The sequence below is a fragment of the Selenomonadales bacterium 4137-cl genome, from assembly GCA_032334055.1.
Taxonomy (GTDB): Bacteria; Bacillota; Negativicutes; order Sporomusales; family UBA7701; genus Anaeroselena; species Anaeroselena agilis.
Genome location: JAUOZS010000001.1, coordinates 2,925,312 through 2,939,735 on the forward strand (window position 1 = coordinate 2,925,312; position 14,424 = coordinate 2,939,735).

9 protein-coding genes are annotated in these 14,424 nt (G+C 58.8%); all 9 read right to left on the reverse strand.

The window, feature by feature from the left end; translation table 11 throughout:
- Positions 1-13 precede the first annotated feature (13 nt).
- A complete protein-coding gene (locus Q4T40_15310) occupies positions 14-865 on the reverse strand; it encodes a xanthine dehydrogenase family protein subunit M (protein ID MDT8902616.1) in 852 nt (283 codons plus the stop codon).
- Between the two features lie 54 nt (positions 866-919).
- Complete coding sequence (locus Q4T40_15315) at positions 920-1,702, reverse strand: IclR family transcriptional regulator (GenBank protein ID MDT8902617.1); 783 nt, start codon at positions 1,700-1,702, stop codon at positions 920-922.
- A 45-nt stretch (positions 1,703-1,747) separates the two neighbouring features.
- A complete protein-coding gene (allB, locus tag Q4T40_15320) occupies positions 1,748-3,136 on the reverse strand; it encodes an allantoinase AllB (protein ID MDT8902618.1) in 1,389 nt (462 codons plus the stop codon).
- 520 nt (positions 3,137-3,656) lie between these two features.
- Positions 3,657-4,382 carry a phosphonate metabolism transcriptional regulator PhnF gene (gene phnF / locus Q4T40_15325; GenBank protein MDT8902619.1) on the reverse strand — a complete coding sequence of 242 codons (726 nt, stop codon included), beginning with the start codon at positions 4,380-4,382 and terminating at the stop codon, positions 3,657-3,659.
- A gap of 545 nt (positions 4,383-4,927) precedes the next feature.
- The gene (locus Q4T40_15330) at positions 4,928-6,388 is read right to left on the reverse strand and encodes a 4-hydroxyphenylacetate 3-hydroxylase family protein (GenBank protein MDT8902620.1); all 1,461 of its coding nucleotides are present in this window, start codon (positions 6,386-6,388) and stop codon (positions 4,928-4,930) included.
- Positions 6,389-6,434: 46 nt separating this feature from the next.
- Positions 6,435-7,673 (reverse strand): (Fe-S)-binding protein, encoded by a 1,239-nt coding sequence (locus Q4T40_15335; GenBank protein ID MDT8902621.1) that lies wholly within the window; start codon positions 7,671-7,673, stop codon positions 6,435-6,437.
- 2 nt (positions 7,674-7,675) lie between these two features.
- Complete coding sequence (locus Q4T40_15340) at positions 7,676-9,061, reverse strand: FAD-linked oxidase C-terminal domain-containing protein (protein MDT8902622.1); 1,386 nt, start codon at positions 9,059-9,061, stop codon at positions 7,676-7,678.
- Between the two features lie 53 nt (positions 9,062-9,114).
- Positions 9,115-12,636: a pyruvate:ferredoxin (flavodoxin) oxidoreductase gene (gene nifJ, locus Q4T40_15345; protein MDT8902623.1), complete on the reverse strand. Its 3,522-nt coding sequence runs from the start codon at positions 12,634-12,636 to the stop codon at positions 9,115-9,117.
- A 509-nt stretch (positions 12,637-13,145) separates the two neighbouring features.
- Positions 13,146-14,423, reverse strand: a complete 1,278-nt coding sequence (locus Q4T40_15350) for a TRAP transporter large permease (GenBank protein ID MDT8902624.1) — start codon at positions 14,421-14,423, stop codon at positions 13,146-13,148.
- Position 14,424 lies beyond the last annotated feature (1 nt).

Consider the following 14,424-nt stretch of genomic DNA (forward strand, 5'->3'; position numbering starts at 1 on the left):
AATTGGCACCCCCTTATGCCCGGACGGCTTCAAGCGCCCGCCGCAGCAGCACGCCCGCCAAGTGAGTCCGGTATTCCTTCGATGCCCGCAGATCGCTGATCGGGCTGATCTCGCCACGGACGATCTCTGCGGCCTCGGCCAGCGTCGCCGCGTCGATGGCGCGGCCCTGAAGATATTCTTCGGTCCGTCTTGCCCTCAAGGGCGTCGGGCCCACCGCGCCGAGTGCGACACGGGCCCCGGTTACGACGCAGCCGTCCTGTTTGACAGCCGTCGCCACCGTAATCAGCGAAATCGCCATTGCCCGCCGCAGGCCGTTCTTGATGAACCAGCTTCGCCGTGCGGCGTCGCGCGGAAAGGTTATCGCGGTAATCAGCTCGTCGGCGGCGATCGCCGTCTGATACGGACCCCGCCACAACTCGCACAGTGGCACTTCGCGCTTGCCGGCAGCCCGGCTGGCCACAGTGGCCGAAGCGTCGAGCGCCAGCAAGGGCACCGCGCTGTCCGCAGCCGGCGAGCCATTGGCCAGGTTTCCGCCGACAGTCGCCCGGTTGCGCACCAGCGGGTCGGCAAACTGGCGGCAAGCACGCCACAAGGCGACGGCTTCCTGCTCAAGCAGCGGCGAGTGCAGCATTTCGTCGATGGTCGTCAGCGCCCCGATGCGGATGCTGCCGCCATCGGCGTCCACGCCGCGCAGTTCCCCCAGGCCGCTGATATCCATCAGCACACAGTCGGCCAATTCTTTAGCCCTCATATCGGGCAGCAAGTTGGTACAGCCCGCCGCGATACGGACTTTTCCGCCCCCCTGGCGCAGTATCTCCAGACCTTCGTCCACGGTGGCGGGCGCAACATAGCGATACTTCGTCATAGTCCCGCTCCTCTCCAAGTTTTTGCCTACACCGGCAGTCTTTCAGGAGTCCGGTTAAACTACTCCCGGCTTGGTCGAAGCCAGGTGGTACGCCGGCGTGATCTTAGCGCTGGCAGCGCCTTCGATAGCGATCAGCTCCCGGCAAAGCGCCTCCCGGTTGGCCTCGACGTATTGGGTGGCCGCGATCAGGCCGATGCTGGCGATGACTTCGCCTTTGCCGTGAAACACCGGCGTGGCGATGGCCGATACTCCGGGCTCCAGCTCTTCCAGGCAGAAGGCGATCCGGGTACGGGCGATATCGGCCAGCTCGGCCGTGATATCGGCCAGTTCGGTCTTGGTATGCTCGGTAAATTTCGTCAACGTCTCTTTCGGAAACAGCGACTCGATCACGCGTGGCGGCTGAAAGGCCAGAATCGCCTTCGCGGCCGCCGTGCAGTGCAGCGGCATCCGCTGCCCCACATGGACAAAATATGTGTTTCTGCTGTCGGACGGCTGCCTGGTATACACGCAATACACCTGGCCGGCGTCGAAGCGGCATAGATGCGTGTACAGGCCGGTGCGCTGGGCCAGCAGATCGCAGTGCTCCCGCAGCAAACCCACCGGGTCCTGACCGGCAAGGAAACGGCTGCCCCACTGCATCGACCGCGGCCCGAGGCAGTATTTTTTAGTTGCCTCATCCTGGCTGAGCAAGCCGTGGGTTACCATCTCCCGCAGCATGCGGTGGAGCGTCCCCTTGCTGAGCTGAGTCCTTCTGGCCAGCTGACTCGTGCCCAGCCCGGTCAAGCCTTCCTCACTGACGATGTCCATCACTTCCACAAAGCGGTCGAGCCATTCCACAATACCACTACCTCTCAAAACAATATCAAAGCAATCGTAAATGCTCTATCTAGTAACCGGTTTGACCAGCCATCCGCCGGGCCCGCCCTGAACCACGCCGTCCTTGGCGATTTTCCGGCCCCGTAAATATGTTGCCACCGGCCAGCCCTTAATCTTCATGCCGTGGTAGGCGGTAAGCGGCTGCTTGCTATGCAGCCTTTCGTTCCGTATTTCCTGTTCCATATTCATGTCGACCAGCACGAAATCGGCATCCGCCCCCGGCGCGAGACTGCCTTTCCGGGGAAAAAGATTAAAGAGCCTGGCAGGGTTTTCGGCCATCTTCTCGACCACGAAGGGCAGGGTGATCGCCCCCCGGCTTACTTCCCCCAGCATCAGCGGCAGCATGGTTTCGACGTCGCACATGCCGGCCGGGATACTGAACAGATCGCCCTGCTTTTGCGCCACCATATGCGGCGCGTGGTCCGAGCACACCAGCGCTATCGTACCGGCCCGCAGTCCCGCCCACAGCGCCAGCCTGTCCCGCTCGCCCCGCACCGGCGGATAGACCTTCATGACCGGCCCGACGCGGTCGAAATCCTTGTCTTCGAGAAACAGGTAATGCGTGCACGTCTCCGCTGTAACCGGAAGTCCCTGCGCCTGGGCCTCGGCCACCAGCTCCACCCCCTCGGCGGTGGACATATGGGCGATATGCAGCCTGGCGCCGGTGGCCCGACTGTAGGATATAGCGATCTTGATCGCCACCTCTTCGGCCACATTGGCCCGCGCCGCCAAAAGCGCGGCGTAATCGCGGCGGCCCGACTCCAATACCCGCCGGGTGAGGGCTCTCACCAGCGCGGGATCCTCGCAGTGAACGGACATCACCGCTCCGGTGCGGGCGACGTCGTCGAACACGTCGTAAACCCGGCCGTTGTCCAAAGGGGGAATTATATCTGGCGCATCATCGTCGTAGTTATACACCAGCTCGTACGTCTTACTGTTCAGGGCGTATCCCCAGAGAAACTTAAATGCGATCGTGCCCGCCGCGACCATGCCGGCCAGCTTTTCGCGGTTGTAAACCCCCATTGTCAGGCCCCACAACGCGTAATCGACATAGGCCTTAGAACTGAAATAATCCGCCTTGGCCGCAAAGCTGTCCGCATCCATGACCGGAGGGTTGCTGTTCGGCATATCGAAAACCGTTGTCACACCGCCGACCGCAGCAGCGCGTGTACCGTGGGCGAAATCCTCCTTGTCCGCGTGGCCGGGATCGCGGAAATGGCAATGAACATCGACACACCCCGGCAGAACATACAGTCCGGCCGCGTCACGCACCTCGGCCGCCGGCCGGATGTCGGCCGTAACCTCGGCCACCTTCCCGTCGCGGATATACAAATTCGCCGCCTTGGTGCCTTGCCCGGAAACGAGTAACCCATTTACTATCCCGAGATCGTACATTGCTTCCTCCTACTTTGTCATGCCCAAAACATGAGGATGAGTCATTTCCAGTACCGCCAAGCGGTACGTCGTACCATCATCTGGGACGCAAAAGACATCCTTGTCTAAGCCGCTTTTACCCCAGGTCGCCATCACACGAACCACCTCTCGCAAGTAATAGTAAAGAATCAAATAAAAAAACCGCCTCGCAAAGAACAATCTTTGCCAAGGCAGCCTTGCCTGCAACCATTAAATCATTGTAACTGTATGGATTAAGGATAACCGCCTTTTTGCATCTTGTCAATTAGTTTTCTATAAATTTTTCCTGTACAAGCGCCAATTTAATTTTGTTTGCCGTGTCCGCACGGCCTCGATAACGCCCTCCCGGAGAACCTGATTTCCTGGGCGCTCGGGCGGCGGCGGGGTTGGCGGACTGGCCGCCGCAACCGGAGAGCGCCGCTGCGCGGGCGATTTGAAACGATACCAAGGATAATGGCTGCTCTGGGCATACCTCGCATCGTTACCCCCCCATTTTCTCACATTACCAGTCGATGCTGACTTTGGCGAAATCGCTACGGTAACAGGAAACGCTATATTCAATCAGGACGCCGTCCTGGCTTTTAAGCACGCTTTCGACCTTTAACACCGGCAGATTCCCGGGGATATCCAGCGCCACCGCCTCCTCCTGCTCAGGGAAGGAGGCCCGAAACACGGACTTTACCCGCCGGGGCGACAGGCCGTATGCGTCGTAGATGGCCGGCAGCGACCGGAATTTGTCGATAAAGCCGGCCAAACCCGGCAGCCGGGCGGCGGACAGAAAAACTTTCGAGAACAGGAAGGGCTGGCGGTTGACCAGGCGCCGAATGTCGAGGGCGAAAACCCGCTCGTCGGCCGCCAGGCCAAGCGCTTCGGCCACATGCACCGGGGCGGTGACTTCCCTCCAGGCAAGCAGCCTGCTGTCCGGGGTTTTGCCGGCTTCGCGGATGTCATCGGTGAAGCTGGTCTTCGGCGACAGACGGTATTCGAACAGGTCTACGGGCGGCTTCGCGACAAACGTGCCACGGCCGCGCTGCTTATAAAGCTCACCGGACCGGCATAGTTCGCCGATGGCCTGCCTGACGGTGTGCCTGTTCACGCGGTAGGCGCTGCTGAGTTCAATCTCCGAGGGGATGCGCTGGCCTTCCTTGAGTCTGCCGTTCACGATCTGCCGGCGGATTATTTCCATCAGTTGCCAGTAGTAAGGTATGCCGCTTTCCCGTTCGATCACTGCGTTGCCTCCTCATTGCCCTCCGGACGTCTAGACAAATATCGATAGTTTTTGTGCCGCCTTCCTGGAAAGCGGCACGGGGATGGGGTTCTATCGTAGAGGGGGGGATAGCTTGTTTTCGTTTCGCCTTCATTATGGCACAATTTTGGCTGGGATATGTTAAGCGAATATTAAGCGATTGTTAATTGTAAGTTAAGATGTCAGCCTTTGTCAGATGATCCGCGGCGATTGCGCCTCCAAAAAAGCGGCCCCCCGCGCTGCCCAGGCTCGACGAAAACATATTGTGAACGGCAAACGAATGTTGGCGGATGGCCCGAACAAAAAGAGCCTTCCGAAGAACGGAAGGCTCTCATAGAAACCGCACAACTGTATCCGACAAAACCCGTTATTATGCCGGGAGCCAGGAAAGGGTAACCAGCCTTCCCGTCGCCTCAATACGAATCCGGCCAGCTTTCCGTCTCGTTCCGCCACCCGAAAGCCGGCGGCCATTCCGGTCCGGAAACGGCGCCGGCCGGGAGGGGGGAAACGGATGGCGGTAACCCCGGTTAAGGGGAGGGGTGGGCAATCCCGGCGATATCTTTCGCCAACGACTTTTTCTGCTCTATGCCGCCCTGCCGGGCGATCATTATGCGCTGCGCCTGGGGCGAACCCGCCCCGTGCATCGATTCGGTACGGTAACCGACGGCCGCCGTGCCGAGGGTGATATTCTCGATTAACCTCAGGATGCGCATCCGCTCTTCTACCGGCACCGACGATACGCCGCAGAAGTACTTTTCGACAACGCGGCCGATCTCCGGGTGCCTGAGGTCATGCTCGGACGGCATGGTAACCATCAGGCCGCCGGCGATGTCCTCGGCCAGGCGGGCGATCTCGTAGGGGAAGCGGGTGACGTTCTGCTTGCAGACATTTGCCAGCAGGAGGTTTATCAGGTAAGTGCCGGACGCGGTTGGGCTGCCTTCGCTCGAGCAGGCGATGCCGCACGAGTACAGCGTCTCGTTGAGGTGGGTCATTTCGATCAGCTTGTCTTTGACGTGGGAGGCTTTGCTGGCGCCGTTATAGTCGGCGGCCAGGGCGGTCGCTCCGATGAGCACGTCGCCGACACCGACCTTGCAACCGCCGTAGCTTTGGCGGTGGTAGCCGGCGAAGCGTTCGACCAGGAGACCGGAGTATTCGGTTTCTCCGCACATGAAGACATTTTCCCAGGGGATAAAGACGTTATCGAACACCATGAGGGCTTCATGGCCGCCGAACTGCTTGTTGCCGACGTCGATGGAGCCGCCTTCGAGCTTGCGCGTATCGCAGGACTGGCGTCCGTAAATATAGAATATGCCGTCGGCGTCGGCGGGAGCGGCGAAAGAAACGGCGTAGTCGGCGTCCTCTTTGCCCATGGCGATCGTCGGCATCACGAGTATCCAGTGGGAATTGACCGCCCCCGTCTGATGAGCCTTGGCGCCGCAGACGACGATGCCGTCCTTGCGCCTTTCGACGACATGCACGTACAGATCGGGGTCGGCCTGCTTATGGGGCGGCAGACTGCGGTCACCCTTTGGATCCGTCATGGCGCCGTCGACCGTCCAATCTTCTTCCTGCATGCGCCGCAGGAAGTTCGTGAAGCGTTTGTGATAGTCGGTGCCGAACTTCCGGTCCATCTCGAAGGTAACGCTGTCGGCGGCGTTTATGGCGTCCATGCCCACACAGCGCTGGAAGCAGGCGGCCGTTTTTTGGCCCAGAAGGCGCTGCATCTTGACTTTTTTCACAAGATCGTCGCAGCTTTGGTGGAGGTGGCAGAAACGGTTGATCTTCTCGCCGGTAAGGTGGGAGGTGGCGGTCATCAACTCTTCGTACTGGGGATCGTTGGCAAGGTCATAGGTCATTTTGACCGAATTCATCGAAGGCCTGATTATCGGGTGGTCCACCGGGTTCTCCACAAGCTCGCCCTGCAGATATATTTTAAACTTCATGGCGCGCAGGCTCGCTTCATATTGTTCGCCGGTTTTGATAGGCATGGTTGAAACCTCCTCTACAATTGCTTTACGGACAGAACTCTCGTCATCAGTAAGTTCTGGCCAACAGCTCCACGGGGTGTACGACGGATATCGGCATCTCTCGCCGGGACAGACCGTGCTCCAGCTGCATGGTGCAGGCCGGACAGCCTGTCGCCACCATTTGGGGATTCACCTTCCGGATGGAGTCAAGCTTGCGATCCAGGATTTTCATCGACAGGTCGTAATGCATGACGTTGAAGGTTCCGGCGCCGCCGCAGCACCGGTCGGCATCCTCCATCTCGGCGAAAGTAAGCCCCGGTATCGCTTTTAGAATCTCCCGCGGAGCGGCCGTAACCCCCTGGCCCCGGCCAAGATGGCAGGGCTCATGGTAAGTGACGACGCCGTCCACCGGTTTTTCGCCTGCCCGCAGGTTCACAACGTTGACAAGAAACTCCGCAATGTCGCGCACTTTGTCCGCGAAGCCTTCCAGCCCGGGAACCAGCTTGTCGTATTTTTTGAGGGCGGCGCCGCAGGTGGCGCAGTCGCTGATGATGTAGTCGGCGCCGGTCTCCAGCAGCAGGCGCGCGTTGTTTTCCGCCAGTTGGGCGGCCACCTTGGTGTCGCCGTAGGCCAGATGGGGCGTTCCGCAACATTGAACGCCAGCCGGAATGACAACCTCGCAGCCGTGATTTTCGAGAACCTTGATCACCGCCTGGCCGAGCTCGGGTTTGACCATGTTGGTCATGCAGCTTAAAAAGTAGGCGACCCGGATTTTGCCGTCTTTTTTCAGGGGCAATTCGCCGAGCATGCTCCGGAAGGTCCGGGGGGCGAACTCAGGCATGAGCCCTTCCTTTTTGTCCAGGTCCAGCGGCAATGCTTTTAAGAGACCGGTGCCGCGCAGCAGCTTCTGGAAGCCGCTGTGCTGGTAGAAGTAAGCCATCTTGGTCACCAGCGCCTGCGCGCTGTTGTTGGGCAGGAACCCGTGCAGCGCGCCGGCCAGCGGCAGCGGCAGACCATGTTCGGCGGTAATTTTGGCCCGCGCCTCCAGGACGAGCTTGTCGGTATGAACCGAGGGCGGGCAGTTGGCTACGCAGGCGCCGCAATCCAGGCACAGCGCAAGAATTTCCTTGAGTCGCGGCGAAAGCTCCACGTTCCCTTTAATGAGCTCTCGGATCAGCCGGACCTTGCCGCGGGCGACGAACGGCTCCGAGCCCATTTCGGCATATATTGGGCAGACCTTCTGGCACAGACCGCAGCGAATACATCTCTCCGTCTCGTCAAGATATTTATCAAGGGGTTCGGTCACATTCATTCCCCCCTTAGGAATATCTTGCCGGGATTAAGAATATTGTTCGGATCGACCGCTTTTTTGATGGCTCTCATCATGTTGAGGCTGGAGCTGTTGAATTCCCAATCCATGTACTTCTGCTTCGCCAGCCCGACGCCGTGCTCGCCGCTGAGAGTGCCGCCGAGGTCGAGCGCCGCCCGGAAGATTTCGTCGATGGCGGCGTCCACCCGTTTCAGCTCTTCTTCGTCGTTGGACTGGACGAGAATGTTGGGGTGCATATTGCCGTCGCCGGTATGCCCCAGGGTGGGGATGGTCAGTTGGTATTTCGCGGCGATCCGCTGGATTTCCCTGACGATATCGGGAACCTTGCTCCGCGGCACGGTAGCGTCTTCGGCGAGCACCTGAAGAGCGTTGCGGGCCATCGCCCCGAACGCGCTCCGCCGCCCCGTCCAAAGCTGCGTGGCTTGGGCGGCGTCGGCTGCTACCTTTACTTCCCTGGCGCCGGAGGTTTTACATATTTCCTCGACGATCACGATCTGCCTGTCGACCTCGCCGGCGCTGCCGTCCACCTCGATGAGCAGCGCGCCTTCGGCGTCGAGCGGAAACCCGACCGGCTTGAAGGATTCGATGAGTTCCATGGTTTTTTGGTCCATGAGCTCCAATGTCGTGGGAATGATCCGCTGCTTGATGATCCCGGATACCGTTCTGGCGGCATCGTCAAGCCGGTCGAAGAGGGCCAGCACGGTACGCTTGGCTTCGGGCAACGGAACGAGGCGGAAGGTAATCTCGGTGATAATGCCGAGCGTGCCCTCGGAGCCGGCGAACAAGCGGATAAGGTCATAGCCGCTGACGTTTTTGATGGTTTTGCCCCCTACGCGGATAACTTCCCCGTTGGGCGACACGACCTCCAGCCCCAGAACATAATCCTTGGTCACCCCGTATTTGACCCCGCGGGGGCCGCCGGCATTCTCGGCGACGTTGCCGCCCAGGGTGGACATAAACATGCTCTGCGGATCGGGCGGATAGAACAGCCCCTCCTTCTCCACCGCCTGGTGAAAGGCGGCGGTGACGACCCCCGGCTGGGCGGTGGCGGTCAGGTTGTCGGTGTCGATTTCGAGAATTTTATTCATGCGGTGAAGAGCCATTACGATCCCGCCCGCGACGGGGACGGAGCCCCCCGAAAGGTTGGTGCCGCCGCCGCGGGGCACCACCGGTATCCTATTTTCGTTAGCCAGCTTCATTATCGCGGCGATTTCCTCCGTCTTGACCGGCGCCACGACAACGTCGGGCATGTGATCTATCGGCGTGGAATCATACGAATAGCAGATAAGATCTTCCTTGGTGGTAAAGACATTCTCCTTACCCACAATCTTGGTCAAGTTCGCCAATATTTGCTGATTAAGCATTGCAGCACCTTCCAGCCATTATTTGCCTAATGAGGTTCGGCTATCTTCCTGCGTCAATAAGCCGCAAGGCGTTTGTAAGTTTCGAGCCTTTCCCTGGCGTCGCGCTCCGCTTTTTCGAACAGGGACTGCGCCGCTGCGGGGAATTGTCTAGCCAGCGCCGTATAGCGGACTTCGCTCTTGATAAAGTCCTGGAAGCTGGCAGTGGGTTCCTTCGAATCCAACATAAACGGATTCTTGCCACTTTCCTTTAGCTGCGGATTGTAACGGAACAGCGCCCAGTAGCCTGACTCCACCGCCCGTTTGGCCTGGGCCTGGCTTTTGCCCATCCCGGCCATAATGCCGTGATTGAGACAGGGGGAGTAGGCGATGATGAGCGACGGGCCGGGATAAGCCTCGGCTTCGGCGATGGCCTTGAGAGTTTGGTTTTTATCCGCCCCCATGGCGATCTGGGCGACATACACATACCCGTACGACATCGCCATAAGGCCAAGGTCCTTTTTGCGGGTTTTCTTGCCGCTGGCCGCAAACTGGGCGACAGCCGCGGCCGGCGTCGCTTTGGAGGACTGGCCGCCGGTGTTGGAGTAAACCTCGGTGTCGAACACGAGGACGTTGACGTCTTCCCCGGAGGCGAGCACATGGTCAAGGCCGCCGTAGCCGATGTCGTACGCCCAACCGTCGCCGCCGAATATCCATTGCGACCGTTTGACAAAAAAGTCGCGTTGATTGTAGATCGCATTCAATAGCGGAACGCTGCCCTTCTCCGCCGCGAGCGCCTCTGTCAGGCGGTCGGCCCGTTCCCGCGTTCCGGACCCCTCGTCGATATGTGCCAGCCAATCTTCCATCGCCGTTTTAAGATCGGGGGAAATATTGGCGGCGAGTGCTTCGTTTACCAGTCCCGCGAGCGTTTTCCTGACCTGCTGGCCGCCCATATGCATGCCGAAGCCGTACTCCGCGTTATCCTCGAACAGGGAAAAGCCCCAGGCCGGCCCGAACCCGCGCCGGTCGGTAGTGTAAGAGATCGAGGGAGCGGTGGCGCCCCAGACGGTGGAGCAGCCGGCAGCGTTGGAAATAAGCATGCGGTCGCCGAAAAGCTGGGTGACGAGCTTGGCGTAGGGCGTCTCGCCGCACCCGGCGCACGCGCCCGAGAATTCCTGCAGCGGCTGGGAAAACTGACTGCCTTTGACGGTGAGCTTCTGGCTTGCCGGCACGGTCTGGGGCGCGAGGGTCTGCGAAAAATCCCACCACTCCTCGCAGGCCGGCCGCTGATCGGCCAGCGGCTTCATCGCCAGCGCCTTCTCCTTCGCGGGGCAAACATCGACGCAATTGCCGCAGCCGGTGCAATCCAGCGCAGATATCGCCAAGTGGAACAGCAGGCCGGGATAGCCTGTGGCAGGTTTGGTGACGAAATCCGCCGGGGCGTTTTTCATATCTTCGGGGCTAAGCAGCATGGGCCGGATGACGGCGTGCGGGCATACGAACGAGCATTGATTGCACTGAATGCATTCGTCGGCCTGCCAGACGGGCGTCTCGATGGCGACCCCCCTCTTTTCCCAGGCCGTGACCCCCGATGGGAACGTACCGTCCTCACGGCCGTTAAAGATGCTTACCGGCAGTTTGTCGCCTTCCTGGCGGTTCATCGGGATCATGACTTCCCTGATAAATTCCGGCAACTGCTTGGCGCCGGCCGGCTGCCGATCCGTGGCGTTTTTCCAGCTGGCGGGCACTTCGACGCGAATCAGCTCGCGGATACCGCGCTCGACCGCGGCGAAATTCATGTCGATGGTGGCCTGCCCCTGTTTGCTGTAAGAGTCGACGATCGCATCCTTGAGGTACTTGACAGCGTCCTCCACCGGAATTATTTCCGTCAGCCGGAAAAAAGCCGCCTGCATGATCATGTTGATCCGCCCGCCCAGTCCCAGCTCCTGGGCGATGTCAACGGCGTTTATGGTGTAAAACTGGATGTCGTTGTCCGCCAGATAGCGCTTCATCGCCGCCGGCAGATTCTTATCCAAATCTTCGGGCCGCCACTGGCAATTAAGCAGGAATTTTCCGCCTGGCTTCAGGCCAGCCAGCAGATCATACTGATCGACATACGTCTGGTTGTGGCAGGCGATAAAGTCGGCGTTGGTTATAAGATAGGAAGACTGGATCGGTTGCCGGCCGAACCGCAGGTGCGAAACGGTGAGGCCGCCCGACTTTTTGGCGTCATAGGCGAAATATGCCTGAGCATACAAATCGGTGTGATCACCGATTATCTTGATGGCGCTTTTGTTGGCGCCCACCGTGCCGTCGGCGCCCATGCCCCAGAATTTGCAGCAGGTGGTGCCGGCCGGAGTGGTGTCGATCGCCTGAGTGTATTCCGGCAATGAGGTAAAGGTCACATCGTCGGTGATGCTTACGGTAAAGGCGGTGCGGGGGGTTGGCAGCTTGAGATTTTCGTACACCGCCGCGATGTGGGCGGGGGTGAAGTCCTTCGATCCCAGGCCATAGCGCCCGCCGACGATCACCGGCGCGGAGGCGGTGTCGAAGAAAGCATTCCTCACATCAATATAAAGTGGATCGCCGGCCGCTCCGGGCTCTTTGGTCCGGTCGAGAACAGCGATGGCGCGGGCGGTGGGCGGCACTGCCCCGAGGAAGTGTTCGACCGAGAAGGGCCGGTAAAGATGAACGTCGACCAACCCCACCTTTTCGCCGCGTGCGTTTAAGAAGTCGATCGTCTCCCTGATGGCGTCGCAGCCCGAACCCATGGCCACTATGACCCGCTCGGCGGCGGGATCGCCGTAGTAGTTGAACAATCTGTAGTCGCGACCGGTGATTTTGTTGATTTCCCCCATGTAATGTTCGACGATGCCGGGAAGAGCCAGATAAAACTTGTTGACCGCCTCGCGGGTCTGGAAATAAATATCCGGATTCTGCGTAGTGCCGCGGATCACCGGATGATCCGGGTTCAAGGCACGGCCGCGGAACTGGTCCACAGCTTCCATATCCAACAGTTTGGCCAGCTCATCGTATTCAAGGACATCTATTTTTTGCACTTCGTGCGAAGTCCTAAATCCGTCGAAGAAGTGGAGGAACGGCACCCGTCCCCGGATGGCGGCCAGATGGGCGACAGCCCCGAGATCCATGGACTGCTGCACGCTGCTGGATGCCAGCAGGGCGAACCCGGTCTGGCGGGCGGCCATGACATCCTGATGATCGCCGAAAATACTGAGCGCGTTGGCGGCCAAGGCGCGGGCGCTGACATGAAAGACGGCCGGTAGCAGTTCGCCGGCGATTTTGTACATATTCGGTATCATCAGCAGCAGGCCCTGAGACGCCGTATAAGTAGAGGCCAGCGCCCCCGCCTGCAGACAGCCGTGGAGCGTACCGGCAGCCCCGCCTTCGGACTGCATCTCGATTACTCTGACCGGCTGGCCGAAAATGTTTCTCCTGCCTTGCGCCGACCATTCGTCGACCAATTCCGCCATCTGCGACGAAGGGGTGATAGGATAAATGGCCGCCACCTCGGTGAACGCGTACGACACATGCGCCGCCGCGGTGTTGCCGTCCATCGTTTTCTTGTTGCGGGTAATCATCGCTCATACTCCTCTCTTATGCAAACACTACTGTGACTTCTAATCTTATGGGGAATGAGGTGATGCCGCCGATAAAGCAGGGACCCATATATAACCCTCGGACAAAGCCGAATCTGAAGCACCACAAAACCCATTCCACAATTAGTGCACAACTGATTAATTCAAAGTCATAATATCAATTCATTTTGGAATGTTTTTAACGAATACGCTATGTATACCACCTATTCATTGGCTCAAAGCCATCATCATCCAATAAAAACGGAATTCATTATTCCATTTTTATTCATTATTCGTTCCGAAATTGCCTTTCTCCTTCTCGAGATTGGATAAAACCCTCCAGTTGCCATTTAGGTCGGAACCTAAACCTCGACAGGCAATCAGGCAGGTAAGAAAAACAGCGGCGTCCCGGTCTCGACCGTGCTATCGAGGATCAACAGCACAAAAGACGCCACTGCTTGGCGCTATTAACGGCCCGCAACGCCGCCCGGTCTCCCCTGCGTTCAAGTCGGCTAGCTCAGTAACTTCACCATGGCTAGCGACAGGGACGGCAAATAGGTTATCAGGAGCAAATCGATGATAAGGATGACCAGGAACGGGAATGACGCCCTGAGGATTTGCTTAAAGCCGACATCTTTCTGCAGGCTGCCGGCGACGAACAGGTTTACCCCCAGCGGCGGCGTCAGTAGACCGATCGTCATGTTGACAACCATAATAACCCCGAAATGAATGAGATCCACTTCCATCAAAGTCACCAGAGGAAGAAAGATAGGGCCAAGAATAATAATGGCCGCATTAAGCTCCATAAGGCAACCGGTAATGAGCAATATTACGTTCACAAGCAGCAGCAGCATGTCGGCGTCCTGGGCAACCGCAGAGATGGCAGTGGCCACCTTCACGGGTATCTGCTCAGTGGTCATTATCCATCCCATGGCAGTGGCGGTGGATATTATGAGCATTACCATCGCCGAGGTCACGCCCGCCTCTGAAAAGCTGGTGACCATTTCCTTAAAGTTAAGTTCGCGATAGACGAAAAAACCGATAAGCAGACTGTAAACACAAGCAACAGCGGCCGCCTCGGTAGGCGTGAATACGCCGCCGTATATGCCGCCAAGGATAATCATCGGCATCGCCAAACCCCAGATTGAATCCTTGAGTGACGCCAAGAACGTCGCAAGGGTAGGCCTCACCGTTCCTTTATAGCCCCGCTTCTTGGCGATTACAAAACAGACGGCCATCAACGACAGCCCCAATAAAATGCCAGGCACCACGCCAGCCATGAACAGCTTGCCGATGGAGGCATTCATAGCGATACCGTAGGTTACAAAGGGAATGCTCGGGGGGATGATGACGCCGATCGTTCCGGCAGCCGCCATCAGGCCGACGGCGAAATCCTTGTCGTAGCCGGCCTTTATCATCGCCGGCACCATGACTGCGCCGATGGCCACGACCGTCGCCGGCGCCGAGCCGGAAATGGCGGCGAAAAACATACACGCGAGCACAGCGACCAACGCGAGACCACCGGTGACAGAACCCACCATGTTGGTAGCCAGACCGATCAGTCGCTTCGAGATGCCGCCCCGCTCCATCAGGCGCCCGGCGATCATAAACAGCGGGATGGCCAGCAACGAAAAAGAATCCAGACCGGTGAACATCCTCTGCGCCACGACGAAGACCGGCACCTTCTGCGTTATCGCCAGCGCCGCCAGCGAGGCCAGACCCATGCCGATACCAAGCGGCACGTTTAGAACAACAAGTATTCCGAATACGATTATCAGTATGTCGCCCACA

What these genes read in the sequence shown, in the direction of transcription:
- Q4T40_15310 (MDT8902616.1), bottom strand. Translation starts at nt 865, where the DNA reads ATGACGAAGTATCGCTATGTTGCGCCCGCCACCGTGGACGAAGGTCTG.
- allB (MDT8902618.1), bottom strand. Translation starts at nt 3,136, where the DNA reads ATGTACGATCTCGGGATAGTAAATGGGTTACTCGTTTCCGGGCAAGGC.
- Q4T40_15330 (MDT8902620.1), bottom strand. Translation starts at nt 6,388, where the DNA reads ATGCCTATCAAAACCGGCGAACAATATGAAGCGAGCCTGCGCGCCATG.
- Q4T40_15340 (MDT8902622.1), bottom strand. Translation starts at nt 9,061, where the DNA reads ATGCTTAATCAGCAAATATTGGCGAACTTGACCAAGATTGTGGGTAAG.
- nifJ (MDT8902623.1), bottom strand. Translation starts at nt 12,636, where the DNA reads ATGATTACCCGCAACAAGAAAACGATGGACGGCAACACCGCGGCGGCG.